18 protein-coding genes are annotated in these 20712 nt (G+C 75.3%); 10 read left to right on the top strand and 8 right to left on the bottom strand.

Annotated elements, in window-relative coordinates; translation table 11 throughout:
- Window positions 1-12: 12 nt before the first annotated feature.
- Both WCD58_RS25045 and WCD58_RS25040 read right to left on the bottom strand, forming a co-directional pair.
- Entirely contained in the window at window positions 13-2127 is a 2115-nt protein-coding gene (locus WCD58_RS25045) for a hydantoinase/oxoprolinase family protein (RefSeq protein ID WP_337705820.1), read from the bottom strand.
- Between the two features lie 6 nt (window positions 2128-2133).
- Window positions 2134-2826, bottom strand: coding sequence for a GntR family transcriptional regulator (locus WCD58_RS25040; protein WP_337705819.1), 693 nt, complete (start codon window positions 2824-2826; stop codon window positions 2134-2136).
- Between the two features lie 254 nt (window positions 2827-3080).
- Between WCD58_RS25040 and WCD58_RS25035 the strand changes: the two genes are divergently transcribed.
- From WCD58_RS25035 to WCD58_RS25025, 3 genes are read left to right on the top strand one after another with little or no spacing between them, the layout of a single operon-like run.
- Window positions 3081-4544, top strand: coding sequence for an aldehyde dehydrogenase family protein (locus tag WCD58_RS25035; protein WP_337705818.1), 1464 nt, complete (start codon window positions 3081-3083; stop codon window positions 4542-4544).
- Between the two features lie 29 nt (window positions 4545-4573).
- Entirely contained in the window at window positions 4574-5353 is a 780-nt protein-coding gene (locus WCD58_RS25030; protein ID WP_337705817.1) for an SDR family NAD(P)-dependent oxidoreductase, read from the top strand.
- 50 nt (window positions 5354-5403) lie between these two features.
- The gene (locus WCD58_RS25025) at window positions 5404-6189 is read left to right on the top strand and encodes a FadR/GntR family transcriptional regulator (protein WP_337705816.1); all 786 of its coding nucleotides are present in this window, start codon (window positions 5404-5406) and stop codon (window positions 6187-6189) included.
- Window positions 6190-6206: 17 nt separating this feature from the next.
- On the opposite strand, the gene WCD58_RS25020 is transcribed toward WCD58_RS25025, so the two are convergent.
- Window positions 6207-6749, bottom strand: a complete 543-nt coding sequence (locus WCD58_RS25020) for a cupin domain-containing protein (RefSeq protein WP_337705815.1) — start codon at window positions 6747-6749, stop codon at window positions 6207-6209.
- Between the two features lie 100 nt (window positions 6750-6849).
- Window positions 6850-7509, bottom strand: a complete 660-nt coding sequence (locus tag WCD58_RS25015) for a TetR/AcrR family transcriptional regulator (RefSeq protein ID WP_337705814.1) — start codon at window positions 7507-7509, stop codon at window positions 6850-6852.
- A 155-nt stretch (window positions 7510-7664) separates the two neighbouring features.
- On the opposite strand from WCD58_RS25015, the gene WCD58_RS25010 reads away from it, so the two are divergent.
- On the top strand, window positions 7665-8714 hold the full coding sequence (locus WCD58_RS25010) for an LLM class flavin-dependent oxidoreductase (protein WP_337705813.1): 1050 nt from the start codon (window positions 7665-7667) through the stop codon (window positions 8712-8714).
- A gap of 16 nt (window positions 8715-8730) precedes the next feature.
- Here the strand turns inward: WCD58_RS25010 and WCD58_RS25005 are convergent, their stop codons facing one another.
- The gene (locus tag WCD58_RS25005) at window positions 8731-11604 is read right to left on the bottom strand and encodes an AfsR/SARP family transcriptional regulator (RefSeq protein ID WP_337705812.1); all 2874 of its coding nucleotides are present in this window, start codon (window positions 11602-11604) and stop codon (window positions 8731-8733) included.
- A 113-nt stretch (window positions 11605-11717) separates the two neighbouring features.
- Between WCD58_RS25005 and WCD58_RS25000 the strand changes: the two genes are divergently transcribed.
- Window positions 11718-13301 carry an FAD-dependent monooxygenase gene (locus tag WCD58_RS25000; RefSeq protein ID WP_337705811.1) on the top strand — a complete coding sequence of 528 codons (1584 nt, stop codon included), beginning with the start codon at window positions 11718-11720 and terminating at the stop codon, window positions 13299-13301.
- Between the two features lie 207 nt (window positions 13302-13508).
- On the opposite strand, the gene WCD58_RS24995 is transcribed toward WCD58_RS25000, so the two are convergent.
- Window positions 13509-14180, bottom strand: coding sequence for a TetR/AcrR family transcriptional regulator (locus WCD58_RS24995; RefSeq protein ID WP_337705810.1), 672 nt, complete (start codon window positions 14178-14180; stop codon window positions 13509-13511).
- Between the two features lie 116 nt (window positions 14181-14296).
- Between WCD58_RS24995 and WCD58_RS24990 the strand changes: the two genes are divergently transcribed.
- Window positions 14297-14839 carry a hypothetical protein gene (locus WCD58_RS24990; RefSeq protein WP_337705809.1) on the top strand — a complete coding sequence of 181 codons (543 nt, stop codon included), beginning with the start codon at window positions 14297-14299 and terminating at the stop codon, window positions 14837-14839.
- A gap of 16 nt (window positions 14840-14855) precedes the next feature.
- Here WCD58_RS24990 and serA read toward each other — a convergent pair whose 3' ends face one another.
- Together serA and WCD58_RS24980 are read right to left on the bottom strand one after the other, a co-directional pair.
- Window positions 14856-16055: a phosphoglycerate dehydrogenase gene (gene serA, locus WCD58_RS24985; RefSeq protein ID WP_337705808.1), complete on the bottom strand. Its 1200-nt coding sequence runs from the start codon at window positions 16053-16055 to the stop codon at window positions 14856-14858.
- 52 nt (window positions 16056-16107) lie between these two features.
- The gene (locus tag WCD58_RS24980) at window positions 16108-16683 is read right to left on the bottom strand and encodes a GNAT family N-acetyltransferase (protein ID WP_337705807.1); all 576 of its coding nucleotides are present in this window, start codon (window positions 16681-16683) and stop codon (window positions 16108-16110) included.
- A gap of 188 nt (window positions 16684-16871) precedes the next feature.
- Here WCD58_RS24980 and WCD58_RS24975 point away from each other — a divergent pair, with 188 nt between their 5' ends.
- From WCD58_RS24975 to WCD58_RS24960, 4 genes are read left to right on the top strand one after another with little or no spacing between them, the layout of a single operon-like run.
- Entirely contained in the window at window positions 16872-17861 is a 990-nt protein-coding gene (locus WCD58_RS24975) for an ABC transporter substrate-binding protein (protein ID WP_337705806.1), read from the top strand.
- Window positions 17858-18889 carry a FecCD family ABC transporter permease gene (locus tag WCD58_RS24970; protein ID WP_337705805.1) on the top strand — a complete coding sequence of 344 codons (1032 nt, stop codon included), beginning with the start codon at window positions 17858-17860 and terminating at the stop codon, window positions 18887-18889. The genes WCD58_RS24975 and WCD58_RS24970 overlap by 4 nt, the downstream gene beginning before the upstream one ends.
- A complete protein-coding gene (locus WCD58_RS24965) occupies window positions 18886-19911 on the top strand; it encodes a FecCD family ABC transporter permease (RefSeq protein ID WP_337705804.1) in 1026 nt (341 codons plus the stop codon). The genes WCD58_RS24970 and WCD58_RS24965 overlap by 4 nt, the downstream gene beginning before the upstream one ends.
- Window positions 19908-20693 carry an ABC transporter ATP-binding protein gene (locus WCD58_RS24960; protein ID WP_337705803.1) on the top strand — a complete coding sequence of 262 codons (786 nt, stop codon included), beginning with the start codon at window positions 19908-19910 and terminating at the stop codon, window positions 20691-20693. Before WCD58_RS24965 ends, WCD58_RS24960 begins: the two co-directional genes overlap by 4 nt.
- Window positions 20694-20712: the final 19 nt, after the last annotated feature.

Genomic DNA, 20712 nt, shown 5'->3' with positions numbered 1-20712 from the left:
GGGGTCTCCCTCTCAGGCGCGGGTCTGGATGACGAGGTCGCCGGCGCCGTCGACGACGGCGTCCTGGTCCGGTCCGATGACCACGGTCGTGTCGGCGAGCTCCACGATCGCCAGGCCGTCGACGGTCATGCCGTCGTGGAGCTGGTCGCCGCGCAGGACGGTGGCGTCGCGCCACGCCCCGCCGCTGAAGACGGGGCGCGTGGCGGCCGACCCGCCCGCGACCGCGGTGTGGTCGGCGACCGCGGTGAACTCCGGGCGCGGCACCGGGCTGGTCGCGACCACGCGGAACGTCGTGATCTCCACGCCGCCCTCGAGGAACGCCGCACCCTTGCCGAAGCGGCCCTCGTACTGCTCGACGAACCGCTCGACCATGCCGTCGACGTCGGCCGCGGTCAGCGCGCCCGACCCGGTGTCGATCGTGACGGTCAGGACGTGGATCTGGGCGCGGAAACGGATCTCGACGGACCGGACGACGCTGATCGAGTCCTTGTCGGCCCCGGCGGCGACGAGGTCGCGGGTGGCGCGGGCGGCGAGCTCGTCGAAGGTGGCGTTGAGGGTCTCGGGCGGCAGCGCCGCCGCGTGGTCGGTGGTGCCCGGCGGGGTCTGCATCGGCTGGGAGATCTCCTCGACCATGGTGAGGTCGGAGCAGCCGATGCCGAACGCCGAGTGCACGGAGGCGGTGATCGGCACGATGATCTGCGGGCACCCGAGCTCGGCGCCGTAGGAGAAGGCGTGCAGCGGGCCCGCCCCGCCGTAGGCGAAGACGGCGAAGTCCGTGGGGTCGTAGCCCTGCTCGACCGTCACCTGGCGCACGAGGTCGGCCATGCGGGCGTCGACGATCGTCTTGATCCCCTCGGCGGCGGCCTCCACCGACAGGCCCGCCGGGCGGGCGACGTGGGTCTCGATCGCCGTCCGGGCGCGCTCGACGTCGAGGGTGAGCCGGCCGCCGAGGAAGTTCTCGGGGTTGAGGTAGCCCAGGACGAGGTCGGCGTCGGCCACGGTCGGCCGCTCGCCGCCCCGGCCGTAGCAGGCCGGGCCCGGGCGGGCGCCGGCGCTCTCCGGGCCGACCTGCAGCACGCCGTTGCGCACCGAGGCGATCGACCCGGCGCCGGCGCCGATCGCGCGGACCGCCACCGACGGCAGGGCGAGCTCGTCGCGACCGATGAGCGTCGTGTTCGACATGACGGGGAGCCCGTCGAGGACGAGGCCGACGTCGAAGCTGGTGCCGCCCATGTCGGTGGTGACGACGTTGCGGTGCCCCGAGCGCGTTCCCAGGAACTGCGAGGCGATGACGCCGCCGACCGGCCCCGACATCACCGTGGCCGCCGCCCGCTTCTCGACCTCGTCGAAGGTCGCGAGCCCGCCGTTGGACTGCATGAGCAGCGGTCCGCTGCGCAGCCCGGCGCGGGTGAGGGTGTTCTCGAAGCTGTCGAGGGAGGTCTTGAGGACCGGGCGCAGGCTCGCGTTGACCGCGGTGGTGAGGGTGCGCTCGTACTCGCCGATGCGGGGGAGGAACTCGCTGGAGAGCGTCACCCCGAGCTCGGGCGCCTCCTCGGCGACGATCTCCGCGACGCGGCGCTCGTGCTCGTCGTTCGCGAACGACCAGAGCAGAGCCACGGCGATCACCTCGGCGCCGCGGTCGCGCAGCGCCCGCACCGCGCGCCGGACGTCGCCCTCGTCGAGCGGGCAGACCACGCGCCCGGCGTAGTCGACGCGCTCGGTGACCTCCTCGGTCATGGCGCGCGGCACCGCCGTGGGCTGCTTGACCAGGGTCCGGAAGCGCTTGATGTCCTCCTCGTCGAGCCCGATGCTCTTGAAGCCGCGCATGATCGTGAGGGTGTCGCCGAAGCCCCGGGTCTGGAGCAGCCCGACGCGGCGGGCGCGGCCCTCGAGCATCGCGTTCGTGGCGATCGTGGTGCCGTGAGCGAACACCTCGACCTGCCCGAGCAGCTCCTCGAGCGCGACACCCCGCTCCTCGGCGGCGTCGACCAGGGTGTTCAGCACGCCCTCGGCGGGGTTGTCGGGCACCGTGGAGGACTTGTACCGCCCGACGTCGCCGTCCTGGTCGATCACGACCGTGTCGGTGAACGTCCCTCCGATGTCCGAGGCGACGTAGTAGGTCGGCATGGCTGGTCACTCCTTCGTGGACCGGGAGCCGGGGTGGTCGTGGTCGGCGCGGAGCTCGTCGATCGTGGTCCGGATGTGGGCGCGGGCCAGGCGCTCGGCGTCGTCCTCGCGCCCGGCCTCGATCGCGGACGCGATCGCCTCGTGCTCGGCGATCGCCCGCCGGGCCCGGGCGGGGTCGACGAGCGCGACGGGGGCGAAGACCTGCGCGGTCATGCGCAGCACCGGGGCCTCCGCGACGAGGAACTCGTTGCCGGACAGGTGGAGGATCTGTTCGTGGAAGTCGACGTTGGCGCCGGTGTAGGCGCGCGGCGACCAGGGGTCGAGCGCCGCGCGCTGCGCGGCGAGGGTCCGCCGCAGGTCGCGGCACCGCGTCGGCCCGGGCCGTGACCGCGCGGTGAGCCGGGCGGCGAGGCCGTCGACGACCGCACGCAGCTCGTAGGCCGCCAGCAGCGTCTCGACGTCCCCGGTGACGACCCGTGCTCCCTGGCCGGGCGTGACCCGGACCAGGCCCTCCTGCTCGAGGACCCGGAGGGCCTCGCGCAGCGGGGTCCTGCTGACCCCCAGCTCCGCGGCCAGGTTCTCCTGCGGCAGGCGCGCGCCGGAGGCGTAGCGGCCGCTGTAGATCCGCTCGCGCAGCACCGCCGCGAGCTCGTCCACCAGCCCGGCGCCGGCACCACCGGCAGCGCTGCGCGTCGCCATGCGGCTCCTCCCACCCGGGTCCCGTCGACTGGATACAACTGCGGGAGAGTGGACTGTGACGTGAGCGATAGTCAAGCGTCGACCACATTCATGCTGTTCAGAGCGCTGATCTGTCCGGCAGTCCGCGACACCGCGCGTTCGACGAGCCCCTTGACGGGTGTCGACTACCACCTGCACCCTGCCGAGGGGCGCTGCTGGTCTGACCAGGAGGACGCGCCGACATCGTTGTCCGGAGCCGTCTGGAGGAGCCGTCCATGAGCTCGAGTCCCGGGTTCGCGCTGCCCGACCTGCCCGCCGGCCTGCCCGTCGGCGGCGGCTGGCGCGAGGACGTGGCCACGGCGCCGGTCGTGTTCCCCTTCGACGGCTCCACCGTCGCGCACGCCCCCGTCGGCACCGTCGAGCTCGCCCGCGCGGCGGTCGCCGCCGGGGCCGGGGTCCGCCGCGAGGTGGCCGCGCTGACCTCGGCGACGCGGCGGGCGATCCTGCTCGACGTCGAGCGCGAGCTCGCCGCGCACACCGACGCGTTCGTCGAGCTGCTCGTCGCCGAGACCGGCAAGACCCGCGCGGACTGCGCCGTCGAGTTCTCCCGCACGCTGTTCACCTGGACCGCGACGGCCGAGGAGATCGCGCACCAGCACGGCGAGACCGTCCCGCTGGACCTGCAGGCCTCCGGCGCCGGAATGGTCGGCTGGTGGACCCGCCGGCCGATCGGGCTCGTGGTCGGGATCGCGGGTTTCAACGGGCCGGTGCTGCTCGCCTCACACAAGATCGCCCCGTCGATCGCGGCCGGCTGCCCGGTGATCTGCAAGCCGGCGCCGGCCACGCCGCTCGCCACGCTCTGGCTCGCCGACATCGTGCGCCGGGTCGCGGTCGCCCACGGCGCGCCGGCGGAGATGGTCCAGGTCGTCACCGGCGACGCCGAGGTGGGGAAGGTGCTGGTCACCGCGCCCGAGGTGGCGGCGGTGTCGTTCACCGGGTCGGCCGCGGTGGGGCACCGGATCGCGCGCGACGCGGCCCCGCGCAAGACGCTGCTCGAGCTCGGGTCGAACGCCGCCCTCATCGTCGACGTGGACGCCGACCTCGAGCGCGCCGTCGACGCGGTGCTGCGCGGCGGCTTCTACTTCAACGGCCAGGCCTGCATCGCCGTGCAGCGCGTCATCGTGTGCGAGCCGGTGCGCGAGGAGTTCCTCGGCGCGCTGACCGCCCGCATCGGCGAGCTGACCACCGGCGATCCCCGCGACCCCGCGACGCGCGTCGCCCCGCTGATCGACGAGGCGTCGACGCGGCGCGTCCTGGCCTGGATCGAGGAGGCCGAGGAGGCCGGCGCGAAGATCCTCCACGGTGGCCGCGCCGTCGAGCGCTCGATCGAGCCGACGATCCTGCTCGACGTGCCCGAGGACCAGCAGGCCTGGTGCGAGGAGATCTTCGCGCCGGTGGTGGCGGTCAACTCGGTGCCCGACCTGGCGACCGCCCTGGAGACCGCCAACCGGTCGCGCTACGGGCTGCACGCCAGCCTGTTCACCCGCTCGCTGGCCGGCGCGTTCCGGGCGATCGACGAGCTCGAGGTCGGCGGCGTGATCGTCAACGAGGTCCCCGGCTTCCGGTCGGACATCATGCCCTACGGCGGCGTCAAGGACTCCGGGATCGGGCGCGAGGGGCCGCGGTTCGCCATCGAGGAGCTGACGGTCACGCGCATGGCCGTCATCCGTCCCGCGTGACCACCGCACCGACCCCTGGGAGCACCGCCGTGACCGACTACCGCACGCTGTTCGACCTGCAGGGACGCCGCGCCCTGCTCCTCGGGGCCGGCGGCATCGGCGGGGAGGCGGGCCGCGCGCTGGCCGCGCACGGGGCCGAGGTCGTGTGCGCCGACCGCGACACGGCGACGGCGGAGGCCACCGCCGCGGCGATCACCGCCGCCGGCGGGCTCGCGTCCGCGCTCGCCCTCGACGTCACCGACCCCGACGACCTCGAGGGCCGTCTCGACGAGGTGGGCGACGTCGACGTCGCCGTCCTCACCGCCGCGATGAACGTGCGCAAGAGGCTGCTCGACTACAGCCCCGACGAGTTCGACCGTGTGGTCGCGCTGAACCTGCGCGGGAGCTTCAACGTCCTGCGCGGCGTCGGCCGTCGCATGATCGCCCGCGGCGCGGGAAGCATCATCGCGTTCTCGTCGATCCGCGCCCGCACCGTCGAGCCGGGCCAGGGCGTGTACGCCGCGACGAAGGCGGGCCTGGAGTCCCTCGTGCGCACGGCGGCGGTCGAGTTCGGCGACGCCGGTGTCCGCGTCAACGCGATCGCCCCCGGCGTGGTGGAGACGCCCCTGACCGCGCAGATCAAGGCCGACCCGGAGTGGTACCGGGCCTACGCGACCAAGGGGGCGCTCGGGCGCTGGTCGCAGCCGTCCGAGCTCGCCGGCGCCGTGGTCTACCTCGCCTCCGACGCCTCCAGCTTCGTCACGGGCTCCACCCTGAGCGTGGACGGCGGGTGGACCGCCGTCGACGGCCGCTTCACCCCGCCGGCCTGAACCGTCCCTCGGCGTCCGGTCACTACCGTGGGCGCTCGGGGAGGGCGCTGATGACCGAGACGGGCAAGACCGCGACCGCGGCGACCGCTGAGCACCGCGCGTACCGCCGCGTCGTCGACGACGTCGAGGCGCGCATCGCGTCCGGTGACCTGCGGCCGGGCGACCGGCTGCCCAGCGAGCGCGAGCTCGTCGACCGCTACGGCATCGCCCGGTCGTCGGTGCGCGAGGCCCTGCGCGTCCTCGAGAGCCTCGAGCTCGTCCGCTCCGCCCCCCGGGACCCGCGCGGACCCCTCGTCCTGCCGATCACGTCCGCCCCGATCCGCCGGTCCCTGGGCCTGCTGACCTCGAGCCGGACGATCTCGCTGCCCCAGCTCGTGCAGCTGCGGATGGTGATCGACGCGTCGACCAACCTCATGGCCGCGCTGCGCCGGACCCCGGAGCACCTCGTCGCGCTCGAACGGAACATGGCCCGGATGCGCGGGCTGCTCCACCACTCGTACGCCGAGTTCGGCCGCGCCGACCTCGCGTTCCACGAGATCCTCGCCGACGCCGCCGGCCACGAGCTCGTGCGCCTCTACGGCGAGGCCGTGCGCGAGGCGGTCCTCGAGCTGATCCAGCAGACGATCCTCGACGCCGACGACCAGGAGGCGCACAAGCTGCGCTCCATCCGCCACCACACGGCGGTGTTCGAGGCGATCCGGTCGGGCGACGGGCCGGCCGCGTCGCGCCTGGCCCGCGAGAGCCTGTACCAGTACTACGCCGACCACGTCGGCGACGAGGACCGGGAGATCATGGCCGCGCTCGTCCGGGAGTGCGGCGGGCGCACCGACCCCTGACCGGCGCGGTGCCCGCGTCAGGAGGTCCGGTCGGCGCCGACGAGCACGTAGCACATGAGGGCGGTCCGGTCGGAGCGGTTGTGCCAGGCATGGCGGGTGCCGCGCTGGACGACGCACGCGCCGGGCGTCAGCTTGACCTCCTGGCCGTCGTCGAGCTCGAGGTGCAGCTCGCCCTCCAGGCAGATCCCGTAGTCGACGCTGTCGGTGGTGTGCATGCCGGGGGCGTCGGGCTCGAAGACGTCCATCAGGCCGGGCAGCTTCTCGGCCGCCTCGGCGCCCAGCTCCTCGGGATCGCCGAGCTCCTCGGGCGCGGAGGAGTCGGGCGCCCACCGCAGGAAGAGGATGCGCGTGCCGCCCGTGCCGGGGAAGAACGGCCACAGCCGGGGCTGCGCGGGCTCCGAGCCCACGGTCGCCGTGCCGTCCTCGGTGCCCCACAGCATGTAGAACTCGGACCCGGGGATCGCGCCGACCGTGATCGGGTCGCCGGGCTCGTCGGTGACGAACACCGACCTCCCGTCGGACTCCCGCCCGGTGACGATCAGTCGTGGCTGGATGCTCATGGGCCCTCCTCGGGCGCGTGGCCGGCAGGCGCGGGGGACGCGCCCCATACTGAGCGCATAGTTAGTGACCGCCGTCACGGCTGTCAACCGGCCCCCGCCGTCAGCCGCCGGGCCGCGCCAGCACCATGCGCAGGGCGAGCGCGGCGTACTCGTCGGCGAGGGCCTCCGGGGAGTCCGGGCCGTCGAGCCGGTACCAGCGCACCAGGTCGACGCCCAGGGAGATGATCACCCGGGCCGTGCGGTGGACGTCCGGGACGTCGAACACCCCGGCGTGGACCCCGCGTGCCACCGCGCCGCGGAAGACCTGGTTGATCTGCTGGCGCAGGTGCTGCACCTGCTCGAAGTGCCCGGGCTCCAGCCCGGAGAGCTCGTACTGGCAGATCCGCGCCACCGTGTGGTGGCGCGCGTGCCAGGCGACGAACCGGCGCACGAGCTCGGCGAGCTGCTCGGCGGGATCCAGCTCCCCGGTGTCGTCGCCGAGGCCGGCCAGCGCGCGCTCGTGGCCGACCCGCGTGATGGCGAACAGCACGTCCTCCTTGGTGGAGAAGTGCACGTAGAGGGCTCCGGGGCTGAGGCCCACCCCGGCGGTGAGGTCGCGGGTGGTGGTGGCGTGGAAGCCGTTGCGGGCGAAGCACAGCACCGCCGAGCTCAGCAGCCGCTGCGCGACCTCGGCGAACTCCGGCCCCCAGAGCTCGGCGGACGGCTCGTCGATCGACGCGTCGGCGACCCGGGCCCGGCGGTGCGCCTGTCTCAGCGCCATGCGGTCCACCACCTCTCCGCGCGCCTCGACGGCCCGCCGCGACCATCCTCGGTCACGGCCGCCCGGCGCCGTCGCGTGACCTTGACACGAGTCTCAGCTCACAGTGACTATGCGCTCAGTAACTCGGAGCATAGCGAGTCCGGCAGGAGGAGCGCATGCGCACAGGCATCGTCGTCACGGCCCGTTCGGGTGTGGAGGACCTCGCCGTCCTCGCCGAGGAGCTGGGGTTCTCGAGCTTCTGGGTCTACGACACCCCGATGGTCAACGGCGACCCGTTCGTCTCCCTCGGCCTGTGCGCCAAGGCGACCAGCCGCATCCGGCTCGGCGTCGGGGTGACCTCGCCGGCCCTGCGGTCCGCCCCCGCCGCGGCGGCCGCGCTCGCCAGCCTCAACGCCCTCGCCCCGGGCCGCATCATCTGCGGCATCGGCACCGGCAACACCGCCCGTCGCACCCTCGGGATGCTGCCCACCACGATGGCGGAGCTCGAGCGCTTCACCGGTCAGCTCCAGGATCTCTGCGCCGGCCGACCCACGGAGTACCGGGAGAGGGACCGGGTCCGGGACGTGCGCTTCCTGCACGTCGGCCCGTACGTGAACACCGACGACCCCGTCGAGTTCGTCGTCGCCGCGTTCGGCCTCAAGGCCGCGGCGATCGCCGGCCGCCGCGGTGCCGGCGTGATCTCCTTCGGCCTGCTGGACCCGGCCGCGTGGGAGGGCTTCGACCGGGCCCGGCGCGAGGCGGCGCAGGAGGCCGGCACCCCGCTCGACGTCGACTCCTACGTCATGACGTCGGTCCACGTGCTCGGCGAGGGCGAGGACCGCCACGGCGACGCCTCCCGCGACGCGATGGGCCACATCGCCATGGCCCTGCTGACCTTCGCCGCCGACAACCCGGCCTTCGGTGACGCCCTCACCGACGAGGAGAACGCGGCCGTCCAGCGCCTGCTCGACCGCCGCGGCACCACTGCCACCGCCACCGACCGCCACCACGTCCTCTACCGCGGCTACCTCGGGCGCATCGACCCCGGGGACCGCGACCTCGTCGTGCCGTCGCTGGTGGACAAGCTGGGCCTGGTCGGCACCCGCGACGAGCTGACGTCGCGCATCGCCTCGATGGAGGAGGCGGGCATCGACGAGATCGTCATCCAGCCCGTGGTCGACCCCGAGGTCGAGATGCGCGAGCTGGCCAAGCTCGTCGACGGCTGAGGCCGCGCCCGGGTTGTCAGCCGTCGGCGGCCACGGGCGTCCGGAAGTCCGCCACCGTCAGCCGCGCGACGCCGCGACCGATGAGCTCCGCCGCCTCCGAGGGGACCGCGGCGCGGGTGCGGGCGAGGAGGTCGTCGGTGCCGCTGGCCGTGGGCCAGGGCAGCCCGGCGCGGTCGTTCTGCGCCTTCGCGGCCCCGTAGACGCGCAGCGCCTCGTCGTGGCGACCGAGCAGGGCCAGGGTGTTGGCGCGCTGCTCGAGCTGCAGGGGCGCCTGGCGCCGCCCGGTGCCGTCGACGACGGCGAGGCAGATGTCCGACCAGGACAGGGCCGTCACCGGGTCGCCCGCGGCCATGGCGGCCGTGTGGGCGCTCGCGCTCGCGATCCAGGCGCCGAACCAGTTGTCGAGCGCCGCGGCCTCGCGGTACACCGCCGCCAGGTCCCCGAGGACCGCGCCGGCGTCGCCGCGCGCCAGGGCGGCCACGACGGTCCGGACCCGGTGGACCAGTGCCAGCGTGGGGTCGTCGGTGCGCCGCACGATCTCCCCGGCGGCGTCGAGGACGGCCCGTGCCCGCTCCTGCGCTCCGGTGAACCCCAGCGCCGTCGACAGGACGACGAGGGCGTCGCCGGTCAGCAGCTCCTGCACGGGGTCGGGCCGTGCTCCCGCGAGCTCCTCGAGCGCCCGGTCGGCCGGCGCGGCGGCGGCGTCGAGACGTCCCGCGAACGCCCGCGCCGTCGCCGCGCCGAGCGAGACCCGCACCGCGGTGGCGGCCGGGACGTCGTCCGGGAGGGCGGCGCACAGCGCGTGGGCGATCTCGATCCACCGCGCGCCTTCGAGCGTCGCGTCGTGCTGGAACCAGAACAGCGCCCCGAGGTCGGCCATGACCTGGACGCCGCGGGGTGACGGGTCCTCCACCAGGGTGTGCTGCAGCGTGCCGCGCAGCGCCGTGGCGTCGTCGGCGAGGGCGCGCGAGCGGGCGAGGTCCCCGGGGGTGCCCAGACGAGGAGGCCCCTCGGCCACCAGGCGCTCGATCCAGGCGTCGCGGCGGTCCTGCGCGGCCGCGGTCCCGCCCGCGTCGTGCAGGGCGCGCGCGGCGTGGGCCCGCACGATGGTGAGCTGCGAGAACCGCGAGGGGCGGCCCGGCGCGGCGGGGCCCCGCGCGACGACCATCGAGCGGTGGGCCAGGTCGGCGAGCAGGTCCGCGGCGACGACCGGGGTGACGCCGGCGACCGCGGCCGCCGCGGCGGCGGTGAACGGGCCCGGCAGCACGGCGAGGCACCGGTGAAGGCGCCGCGCGTCGTCGTCGAGCAACCGCTGGCTGCGCTCCACCGCGGCGTACACGGTGGGCCGGGTCCCGTGCCGGCGGCGCCCGAGCGCGGAGAGGGTGCCCGGGTCCTGTTCGGTCTGGTCGGCGATCTCGGCGAGGGTGAAGGTGCCGGCGCGTGCCGCGGCGAGCTCGAGGGCGAGCGGGACGCCCTCCACGGCGCGGCAGACGCGGCGGGCGGCCTCGAGGTCGTCCGGATCCGTGGGCCCGGTGGCCGCCTCCCAGCGGTCCAGGAACAGGTCGAGCGCGGAGGCGCCGGGGTGCTCCTCGTCGGGGACCACCAGGGGCGGCAGCTCCACGAGGGTCTCGTCCGCGAGGTCGAGCCGCTCGCGGCTGGTCACGACCACCGCGAGCCGCGGCGCGTCGCGGCGCAGCGCCCCGACGAGCGAGGCCACCTCGGCCAGGACGTGCTCGCAGTCGTCGAGCACCAGCAGGGCGGACCGCTCCCGGAGGAACCCGAGGACCGCGTCCCGCGCCGAGCCGCGCGCGGGCGCGGCGAGCGAGAGCGCGGTGGTGATCGCGTCGAGGACCTGGGCGCCGTCGCGGGCGGCGGTGAGGTCGACGAACCACACGCCGTCGGGGACGGTGTCGGCGACCTGGTGGGCGGCCTCGACCGCCAGGCGCGTCTTGCCCACCCCGGCCGGGCCGTGCACCGTGACCAGCGACGACCGCCGCGCCAGCCCCGTCAGACGCTCGAGCTCGTGGTCCCGGCCGACCAGGCGGCTCGACCACCGGGGCAGGTCGGGGTCCGGCGCGCGCGGGGCCGTGGGGTCGGCGGCCACCGACCTCAGCGACGGGTCGTCGGCCAGCATGCGGCGGTGCAGGTCGCGGAGCTCGTCGGTGGGTTCGGTGCCGAGCTCGGCGACGAGCAGCGCGCGGGCGCGGCCGTAGGTGGCAAGGGCGTCGTCGACCCGTCCGGCGCGGTACGCCGCGAGCATGCGCCGGGCCCACAGGCGCTCACGCAGCGGGTGCTCGCCGAGCGCCGGCTCGAGCTCGACCAGCGCCTGCTCGGCCCGTCCCAGGTCGAGCAGCGCGTCGACGTGGCGCTCGGCGAGCTGGGCGCGCAGCTCCTCCAGCCGGGCCACCGCGGGCGCCGCCCACACCCGGTCGGCCACCGGCGCGAGCGGGCGGCCCCGCCACAGGGCCCGCGCCGCCTCGCACCGCCGCAGCGCCCGCTCGGCGTCCCCCCGCCCGAGCAGGGTCCCGGCCTCCGCGACGAGGGCGGCGAACCGCGACGAGTCGACCTGCTCCGCCCCGACGCGCAGCCGGTAGCCGCCGGGCTCGGTGACCAGCAGCGTCCACGGCGCCCCCGGCTTCCGGTCCGGCTCGAGCACCTGGCGCAGGCGCCACAGGTGCGACTCGAGCGTCGACACGGCCCGCGGCCGGCCGTCGTCCCAGATCGCGGCGCTCAGGGTGTCGACGGAGACCGGGCGGTCGGCGTGGATCAGCAGGACGGCGAGGGCGGCGGTCGTGCGGGGACCACCGGGAGCCCGGCGGTGCCCGTCGATCTCGACCATCAGCGGACCGAGGTCGAGGAAGCGCGCCGACCCGCCACCGGTGTCCCCCACCGGCTCATCGTGCACCGGACTGGGAGCGGAATGGGAGCCGCGAGGGAACCCGGGGCGCGATCGTCCGACCGACGCGGCCCGTCACGGGCCGTCCTCGGGAGGGCGGGAGTGCCATGGAGCTGACCTCGGACGAGCCGGACACCGTCCTCGTCGCCGGAGCGGGCCCGGTGGGTCTGACCGCGGCGGCGGAGCTCGCCCGTCAAGGTGCGCGGGTCCGGCTGGTCGACGCGCTGGCGGGCCCGTCGGGGGAGTTCCGGGCGATCACGGTGCACCCGCGCACGCAGGAGCACCTCGCCGCGATGGGCGTCCTCGACCGGATCGTAGGGCGGGCCCAGGAGATCACCGCGGTGGAGTTCCACGTGCGCGGGGAGGCCGCGCCGCGGGTGCGGTTGACCACCGAGCAGGTGGACTCGCGGTTCCGGCGCATCCTCGACGTCCCCCAGGTGGACACGGAGAACGCGCTGCGCGAGGTGGTCGCCGGGCACGGCGTGGTCGTCGAGTACGGGACTCGGGTCGAGGGTCTGGTGCAGGACGGGGACGGCGTCACCGTCGACCTCACGACGTCGGCCGGCCCGGAGCAGCGGCGGTTCGGGTGGGTGGTCGGCGCGGACGGCGCGCACAGCGCGGTCCGGGCCGGGGTCGGGACGCACCTCGAGGGCGAGTTCGCCGGGGGGCACTCGGTGCTGGCCGACGTGGACGTGGAGACCGAGCTGGCGCCGACGGCGCTGCGCCTGTTCATCGACCCCCGCGGCGGCGGGGGCGTGTTCCCCCTCGCGGGAGGCCGCGCCAAGATCGCCGCGCGCGTCGGGACCCCGGAGCCCGGGACCACCCCGACGGTCGAGCAAGTGCAGCGCCTGGTCGACGAGCAGATGGGCGGGCACTGGCGGCTGGGCACGGCGCACTGGCTGACCTACTTCGAGAGCCGCCACGCGCAGGTCCCTCGCTACCGGCACGGGCGGGTCCTGCTGGCCGGCGACGCCGCGCACATCCACCCGCCCTCGGCGGGCCAGGGCATGAACACCGGCATCCAGGACGCGGTCAACCTCGCGTGGAAGCTGGCGCTGGTCAGCACCGGGCGGGCCGGCGAGAACCTGCTCGACACCTATCACGACGAGCGGCACCCCATCGGCGCCGCCGTCGTCGCGGGCACCAGCAGGCTCGACGACCTGCTCGCCGCCTCCGGGCCCTTCGCACTCGCGCGCGACCTCGGCCTGGCGCTGCTCGGGCACCTGCCGCGCGTGGGTGAACGCCTCATGGCGAGCATGACCGAGACGACCGTGCACTACGGCGACCGGCGGTCCCGCGCGAGGCACGCCGTGATCGGCGACCACGCCCCGGACGTCGCGGACCTGCGCACCGCCGACGGCGACCCCACCCACCTCGACGTGCTGCTGCGCCGGCCCGGCCACCTGTTGCTCGTGGTCGGCTCCGGGGACGACGACCTCGAGCGGTTCCGCGAGGTCCTCGGCGGCCTCGGGACGGTCGTCCCCGTCGTGGCCTCCCCGGCGGAGGCCCCCACCGACGCCCTGGTCGACCCCGCCGGCGGGATCGCCGGGCGCTACGGGCTCGGGGGCTGCGGATTCGCGCTCGTCCGCCCCGACGGCTACCTGGCCTGCGTCTCCCGCGGCCGGGACCACCGAACGCTCCTCGAGCACCTCGGTGCCGTCCGAGGGGATCCTCGCCGCATGCCGAGCTGATCCGGCGGGACTGTCCGGGCACGGTCGGCGCTCGCTCTCAGGACGAACGAAGTGTACGAAAGGCGAGCGTAGAGAGCAGGGAGCGAGCCTGCCGACGGACCCACCGAGGGGGTGTGGCGATGTCCCGGCCCCGGTTCCCCACGCTCGACTGGGAGATCCGGCAGGCGAGGCATTTGCAGGCCCAGGCGTTCGACCGGGACCACGACGTCAAGTCCGCCTGCTGGTGCTGCTGTCTCCAGTGCTCGCCCCGCCGGGCGGCGCCGCGGCGTCCCCTGACTCGGCGTCTCGGTGCAGGAGGGTGAGCAGGCCCTCGACACCACGTCCGAAGGCGTCGCCGACCTCGTCCGCCCCGTCGAGGTGCGCGCCGGTCATGGCGCCGTCGCGCATGAGGACGAAGTGCCGCGCGGCGTGCCCGGGGTCGCCGCGCCGGGGTGAGTCCCCGAAGACTTCGGCGAAGAGCGCGGCGAGGGTGGACACGTACCAGCGCCGGTGATCCAGGACCACCCGCCGGACGGGGTCGTCGGGGTCGGGGTACTCGGTCGCGGCGTTGAGGAACGCGCACCCGCGGAACTCCGGCCGGGCCAGGTCGGCGGCGACGGCCGCCCCGATCGCGCGCACCGCGTCCGCCGGCGACGTCGTGCTCTCGACGGCCGCCCGGACCTGGTCGCGGGCACGGGCGTCGGCACCGTGCAGGTAGGCGAGGACGAGGTCGTCCTTCGAGGGGAAGTGGCGGTAGAACGTCGCCCGCGTCGCCGGGGCCTCGGCGAGGATCCGCTCGACCCCGACCGCCCGGATGCCCTCGCGGTAGAAGAGCTCGCTCGCCGTGGTGAGCAGCCGATCCCGCGCCTCGGAGCGCGTGGCCCGGGTCGGTGTCGTCATGCGTCGACGGTAACAGAAAGAATGGTCGGTCTTGCGGGCGAGCCGGAGCCGTGGCAACCTCCGACGCAGAGCAGAGAGAACGGTCTTTCTGTCTACGACTCCGGAGGCCCACCGCCATGGACACCGTCACCGCCCCGCCCGCGGCCACCGTCGCGCCGACGCTGCGGCGGCTCTACGCCGCGCGCTTCGTGTTCGCCCTCGTCTGGGCGGTCCTCGTGGTCGCGACCGCGCCGGGCCTCGGCGCGCTCACCGCCGTGCTGCTCGTGCTCTACCCGCTGGTCGACGTGGCCGCCGCCGTGGTCGAGCTCCGCTCCATGCGCACCGAGGCGGGCGTCGTCGCGACCGTGGCGATCAGCGCGCTCGCCGCGGTCGGCCTCGCCGTCGCCGTGACCGGCGGCGTGCCCGCGGTCCTGTGGGTGTGGGGTGCCTGGGCCGTGGTGGCGGGCCTGGCGCAGCTCGTCGTCGCCCTGCGGCGGCGGCGCCTGGGCGGGCAGGGCGCGATGATCGCCAGCGGCGGCCTCTCGGTGCTGGCCGGCGGGGCGTTCGTCCTCATGGCCTCGAGCGCCGGGGCGTCCCTGGTCGGTGTCGCCGGCTACGCCCTGCTCGGGGGCGTGTTCTTCCTCGTCACGGCGCTGCGTCTGGGCCGTGTCCGCGCGTAGCGACCGGCCGGCGGCCTCACGGCCCCCAGGTCCGCAGCCACACGGTGTGGGGCGAGCGGCGCAGCTCGGCGAGCGCCTCCTCCGGGACGGCGGCCTCGGTGTCGGTGAGGACGTAGCCGCGCTCGCCGCGCGTCGACAGCGCCTGGCTCACCACGTTGACGCCGCTGTCGAGCAGGAGCTGGTTGATGCCGGCGAGCACGCCCGGGCTGTTCGTGTGCAGGTAGCCCATCCGGAAGGCGGTCGGCGCCACGGGCAGGGCGACCTCCGGGAGGTTCACCGACAGCGCGGTGACGCCGGTGGCGACGTAGCTCAGCAGTTTCGTGGAGACGAAGGTCCCGATCTCCTCCTGCGCCTCCTGGGTGGAGCCGCCGACGTGCGGGGTGAGGATGACGTTGTCGAGCCCGCGCAGCGGCGACTCGAAGGTGTCGCCCTGCGCCTTGGGCTCGATCGGGAAGACGTCGATCGCGGCGCCGGCGAGGTGCCCGGACAGGATGTTCTCCCGCAGCGCGTCGTCGTCGATGACCATGCCGCGCGAGGCGTTGATGAAGATCGAGCGCGGCTTCATCAGCGCGAACTGCTCGGCGCCGAAGAGCCCCGCGTTCCCGGGCCTGCCGTCGACGTGCAGGCTCACGACGTCGGCCTCGCCCAGCAGCTGCTCGAGCGAGTCGACGCGCCGCGCGTTGCCGTGGGCGAGGCGGTCGGCGGTGTCGTAGAAGATCACGCGCAGACCCACGGCCTCGGCGATGTTGGACAGCTGGGTGCCGATGTTGCCGTAGCCGACGATGCCCAGGGTCCGGCCGCGGAACTCGTGGCTGCCGCGGGCGGATTTGTCCCAGATGCCCTCGTGCATCCGCTGGGTCTTCTCCGGCAGCCGCCGGACCAGCGCGATGATCTCGCCGAGCACCAGCTCGACGACGCTGCGGGTGTTCGAGAACGGGGCGTTGAACACCGCGACACCGCGCTCGGCCGCGGCGGCGAGGTCGACCTGGTTGGTGCCGATGCAGAAGCACCCGACCGCGAGGAGGTCCTTGCCGGCCTCGAGCACCTCGGCCGTGATGGTGGTGTTGGACCGGATCCCCAGCAGGGAGACCCCCGGCAGCGCGTCCGCGAGCTCGGGTCCGCTCATCGAGGCCGAACGCACGTCGACCTCGAGACCCTCGGCGCGGAACGCCTCGGCGGCGGCCGGATGGATGTTCTCGAGGAGCAGGGCTTTCACGCCGGGAAGCGTAGGCGCTCGGCCGGGCACCGCATCCCCACCGGTGCCGGCGTCAGATCTCCTGGCCGTCACGGGTGACCGACCCCGCGGGCCAGTCGCCGAGCGAGCGGTGCACCGGCAGCACCATCCCGTGCCGGCGGTCCTCGACGAGGTCGTCGACGCGGATCGAGCGCACCCGCTCGGCGAGCGGCGTCCAGCCGCACCGCCGGTAGAACGGCCGGACGTCCGGGTCGCAGGTGAGGAAGCCGAAGGGGAGGCCGAGCTCGGCGAGGGTCATCGCGACCGCGTCCATCAGCTCGGCGCCGAGACCGGTGCCCTGCTCGTCGGGGTGGACCGCCACCAGCCCGACGTCGCCGACGAGCACCGACGGGCCGGGGGTGCGCAGGAACCGCCGGACCACGGCCGCGTGGGCCACGATCCGGCCGTCACGACGACCGAGGACACGCAGCTCGGGGCGCGCGCCGGCCCAGCTGTGCTCGCGGGAGAAGACGGTGGGCGTCGCGGGGTAGCTGCGCGCGAGCAGGCCGGCGAGGGCGCGGTGCTCGGGGGCCTCGAGCGCGGTCTCCCAGTGGTGGGTCCACCTGACCGCCGGCCCGGTCCACGTCCGGCTCGTCGCCATCGCCGTCATCCGCGCCTCCGTCCCGCCGACGAAATGTAGGTTCATTATCCCCCGCCGCGGCCGCCGATCACGGGGTCGATCCGCTATGGCGTAGAGCACACCTCACCATCTGCTGAGGTGTTGCAGACTGCGGGTCGATCTTGAGGAGGCCCGGAATGGTGCGTTCGTCCGTTCCCCGTCGGATGCGGTGGGCGGCCGTGGTCGCGGTGGGTGCCGTGGTCCTCGCCGCGTGCGGCGGGCGTCCCGCACCGGAGGCCGCGGGCCCGGGCGGGATCACCGAGGTCAACTGCGGCCTCCCGGTCAGCGTCCCGGCGCCGCCCGAGCGTGTGTACGCGCTCTACCAGCCGGCCGCCGAGGCGATCCACGCGCTCGGGCTCTCCGACCGCCTCGTCGGCACCTCGTACCACGGCGCGCCCGTGCTGCCCCGGCACGCCGAGGCGCAGGCCCGCGTGCCGAACCTGCCCGACCTGCCCTCCCGCGAGGCGCTGCTCGCGACGGACCCCGACTTCGTGCTCGCCGGGTTCAACAACGCCTTCGCCACCGGCGGGTCGGAGAGCATCAGCACCCGGGCAGACCTCGGCCGGCTGGGCATCGCCACCTGGATCAACGCGCCGCTGTGCCCCACGCAGGACGGGCTGTCGGACGAGGCGATCGACCCGGCGCGGGTCTCGATGGACACGGTCTACGACGACCTGCGGGGGCTCGGGCGCCTGTTCGCCGTGCCCGACCGGGCCGACGCGGTCGTCGCCGACCTGCGGGCGCGGGTGGACGGCGTGGCGCAGCGCGTGGCGGGCCGGCCCGCGCCGCGGGTGGCGATCCTGCTCAACGACGACGACGGCAGCTACCGGGTCGCCTCGGGCATCGACTTCGGCACCCAGGTCCTGGCCATGGCCGGCGCGCAGAACGCGTTCGCCGATCTCACCGAGCGGCGCCACGTCGCGGTCGGCAAGGAGGAGCTGGCCGCCCGCAACCCCGACGTCATCCTCACCTCCACCTGCTGCGACCCCGCGACCATCGGCCCCGACGGCGCGGCGGACGTCGCGCAGATCCGCGCCGATCCGGCGCTGGGCGGCGTCCGCGCGGTCCAGGAGGGGCGGGTGTACCCGTTCCTCTTCGAGGACCGCGCCGCCGGCGTCCGCGCGCCGTACGCGGCGGAGCAGGTCGCGGGCCTGGTCCACCCGGGGTGACGGTCGCCGTCGCGGCGACGGGTCCCCGGCGGACCTCGCCCGGTGCCGGCACGGCGATCACCCTGGCCGTCGTCCTCGTCGCCGTGGCGGGCGTGGCCTCGCTCAAGATCGGCACCCGGCCGCTGTCGTGGAGCGAGCTGCACGGCGGGCTCTGGCACTTCGGCGGGCGCCCGCCGGACATCGTCGTGCGCCACGTGCGGGTGCCGCGGACGCTGGCGGGCCTGGTGGCCGGCGCGTGCCTGGGCCTGGCCGGGTGCGTCGCCCAGGGCGTCACCCGCAACCCCCTGGCGGGGCCGGGGACGCTCGGGGTGAGCGCGGGCGCGGCCGGGGCGATGATCGCGGCGATGTCGCTGACGGGGATCGGCGCGCTCGGCGGCTACGTCTGGTTCGGGTTCGCCGGCGGCGCGCTCGCCACCGTGGCGGTGTACGCGATCGGCACCGCGGGACGCGACGGCGCCACCCCGATCAAGCTGGCGCTGGCCGGCGCGGCGGTCTCGGCGCTGATCACCTCCGCCGTCTCGGCGATCGTCCTGCTCGACCGCGACCTGTTCGTGCGCTACCGGTACTGGATCCTCGGCTCGCTGGCCCGCGCCGACCTGGCCACGGTGGCGCAGGCGGTGCCGTTCGCCGTGGTCGGCGTCGTGCTCGCGATCGCGCTCGTGCGCCGCCTCGACGCCGCCGCCCTCGGCGACGACACGGCGCACGCGCTGGGCGCGCGCCCGGGGACGACGCGGGCGCTGGGCCTGGCCGCCCTCGTCGTGCTCGCGGGGACGGCCACCGCGGTCGCCGGGCCGGTCGCCTTCGTGGGCCTGGTCGCCCCGCACGCGGCGCGCGCGCTCGTCGGCACCGCCCACCGCCGCGTGCTCGTCCTCGCGGCGCTGCTCGCGGCGGGTGTGGTGCTGCTCGCCGACGTGCTCGGGCGGGTCGTCATCGCGCCCGAGGAGGTCCAGATCGGCGTCACCGCCGCCGTCGTCGGCGCGCCGTTCTTCCTGCACCTGGTCCGCACCCGGAAGGTGGCCGTGCTGTGATCGTCCTGCGCCGCGGCGGGTTCTCGGTCCGCCTCCGGGCCCGGGGCCTGACGGTCGGCCTGCTCGCCGGCGTCGCCGCGGCCGCGGTGGCGCTCGCCGGCGTCGGGGTCGGGCAGTACCCGATGTCCCCCGCGACCGTCGTCGGGACGCTGGCCGGCCACGGCACGGCCGTCACCTACGACATCGTCGTGCTCGACCGGCTGCCCCGGGCGGTCGCGGGCCTGCTCGTCGGCGCGGCGTTCGGGACGGCCGGCGCGGTGCTGCAGCGCACCGCGCGCAACCCGCTGGTCAGCCCCGACGTCATCGGCATCAACGCCGGCGCCTCGGCCGGGGCCGTGCTGGCGATCCTCGGCGGCGCCGCGGCGCCCGGGGTCACCGCCGGGGCGCTGCTCGGCGCCGCGCTCGCCACCGTGGCGGTGTTCGCCCTGGCCCACCGGCGCGGCTTCTCGGGCTACCGCCTGGTGCTCGTCGGCATCGGGGTCGCCGCGATGCTCAGCGCCGCGGCCACGTTCATGCTCGGCCGCGCCGACGTGAACGCCGCCTACCAGGCCGCGGTGTGGCTGGTCGGGAGCCTGACCGGGCGGGGCTGGGGCGACGTCGTCCCGGTGGCGGTGGCCGTCGGCCTGCTGCTGCCCGTGGCGCTGGTGCTCTCCCGGCACCTCGCGCTGCTGGAGCTGGGCGACGACCTCGCGCAGGTGCTCTCGCCCCGGATCGCGCGCACCCGGGCGACCCTGCTGGGGTGCGCGGTCGGCCTGTCCGCGCTCGCCACCGCCGCGGCGGGACCGGTCGGGTTCGTCGCGCTCGTCGCGCCGCAGATCGTGCGCCGGCTGCTCGGCGGGCGCGGCCCCGGCCTGCTGCCGTCGGCGGCGGTCGGCGCGCTGGTCGTGGTCGCCACCGACCTCGTCGCGCGCACGGCGTTCGCGCCCCGCGAGCTGCCGGTCGGGGTGCTGACGGCGCTGGTCGGCGCGCCGGTGCTGATCGCGCTGCTCGTGCGCGCGAACCGGGTCGGGGCGAGCGGATGACCCTCTCCGGGCGGGACCTGCGCCTCGGGTACGGCGCGGACCGCCTCGTCGTCGACGGGCAGGACGTCCGGCTGCCCGCCGGGCGGATCACCGCGATCGTCGGACCGAACGCGTGCGGCAAGTCCACGCTGCTGCGGGGCCTGGCCGGGCTGCTGCGCCCGTCCGGCGGGCGGGTGCTCCTCGACGACGCCGAGCTCGCCCGGCTGCCCGCGCTCGAGGTCGCCCGGCGCATCGGTGTCCTGCCGCAGTCGCCGGTGACGCCCGACGGCATCACCGTCGCCGACCTGGTCGGCCGGGGGCGTCATCCGCACCAGCGGTGGTTCCGGCAGTGGTCGGCCGACGACGAGGCGGCGGTGACCGCGGCGCTCGCCGCCACCGGGCTCGCGGACCTCGCCGAGCGGCCGGTCGCCGAGCTCTCCGGCGGTCAGCGCCAGCGGGCGTGGATCGCGCTGGTGCTCGCCCAGGGGGCCGAGACGATGCTGCTCGACGAGCCGACGTCGTTCCTCGACCTCGCCCACCAGCTCGACGTGCTCGAGGTGCTCCGGGCGATCAACGCCGACGACGGCCGGACCGTGGTGATGGTGCTGCACGACCTCGAGCTGGCCGCGCGCTACGCCCACCACGTGATCGCGATGCACGACGGGCGGATCGTCGCCGAGGGCGCGCCGGGCGAGGTCGTCACCGAGGAGATCGTCGCCGCGGTGTTCGGCGTCGACGCCCTGGTGATCGAGGACCCGCTCACCGGGACCCCGCTCGTGCTGCCCCGGCCGCGAGGGTCTTGACGGTTCACTTGTTTTTCGC

This window comes from Actinomycetospora flava (assembly GCF_037400335.1).
GTDB classification, from domain to species: domain Bacteria; phylum Actinomycetota; class Actinomycetes; order Mycobacteriales; family Pseudonocardiaceae; genus Actinomycetospora; species Actinomycetospora flava.
Note: the sequence above shows the minus strand (reverse complement) of the source record. Positions and strands in the feature narration are given on the sequence as shown.

Bases quoted from the DNA above. Each gene is read 5' to 3' on its own strand.
- WCD58_RS25010 (WP_337705813.1), top strand. From the start codon at position 7,665: ATGCGCACAGGCATCGTCGTCACGGCCCGTTCGGGTGTGGAGGACCTC.
- WCD58_RS25035 (WP_337705818.1), top strand. From the start codon at position 3,081: ATGAGCTCGAGTCCCGGGTTCGCGCTGCCCGACCTGCCCGCCGGCCTG.
- WCD58_RS24980 (WP_337705807.1), bottom strand. From the start codon at position 16,683: ATGACGGCGATGGCGACGAGCCGGACGTGGACCGGGCCGGCGGTCAGG.
- WCD58_RS24960 (WP_337705803.1), top strand. From the start codon at position 19,908: ATGACCCTCTCCGGGCGGGACCTGCGCCTCGGGTACGGCGCGGACCGC.
- WCD58_RS24995 (WP_337705810.1), bottom strand. From the start codon at position 14,180: ATGACGACACCGACCCGGGCCACGCGCTCCGAGGCGCGGGATCGGCTG.
- WCD58_RS25025 (WP_337705816.1), top strand. From the start codon at position 5,404: ATGACCGAGACGGGCAAGACCGCGACCGCGGCGACCGCTGAGCACCGC.
- WCD58_RS25000 (WP_337705811.1), top strand. From the start codon at position 11,718: ATGGAGCTGACCTCGGACGAGCCGGACACCGTCCTCGTCGCCGGAGCG.
- WCD58_RS25020 (WP_337705815.1), bottom strand. From the start codon at position 6,749: ATGAGCATCCAGCCACGACTGATCGTCACCGGGCGGGAGTCCGACGGG.
- WCD58_RS24990 (WP_337705809.1), top strand. From the start codon at position 14,297: ATGGACACCGTCACCGCCCCGCCCGCGGCCACCGTCGCGCCGACGCTG.
- WCD58_RS25015 (WP_337705814.1), bottom strand. From the start codon at position 7,509: ATGGCGCTGAGACAGGCGCACCGCCGGGCCCGGGTCGCCGACGCGTCG.
- WCD58_RS25040 (WP_337705819.1), bottom strand. From the start codon at position 2,826: ATGGCGACGCGCAGCGCTGCCGGTGGTGCCGGCGCCGGGCTGGTGGAC.
- WCD58_RS25045 (WP_337705820.1), bottom strand. From the start codon at position 2,127: ATGCCGACCTACTACGTCGCCTCGGACATCGGAGGGACGTTCACCGAC.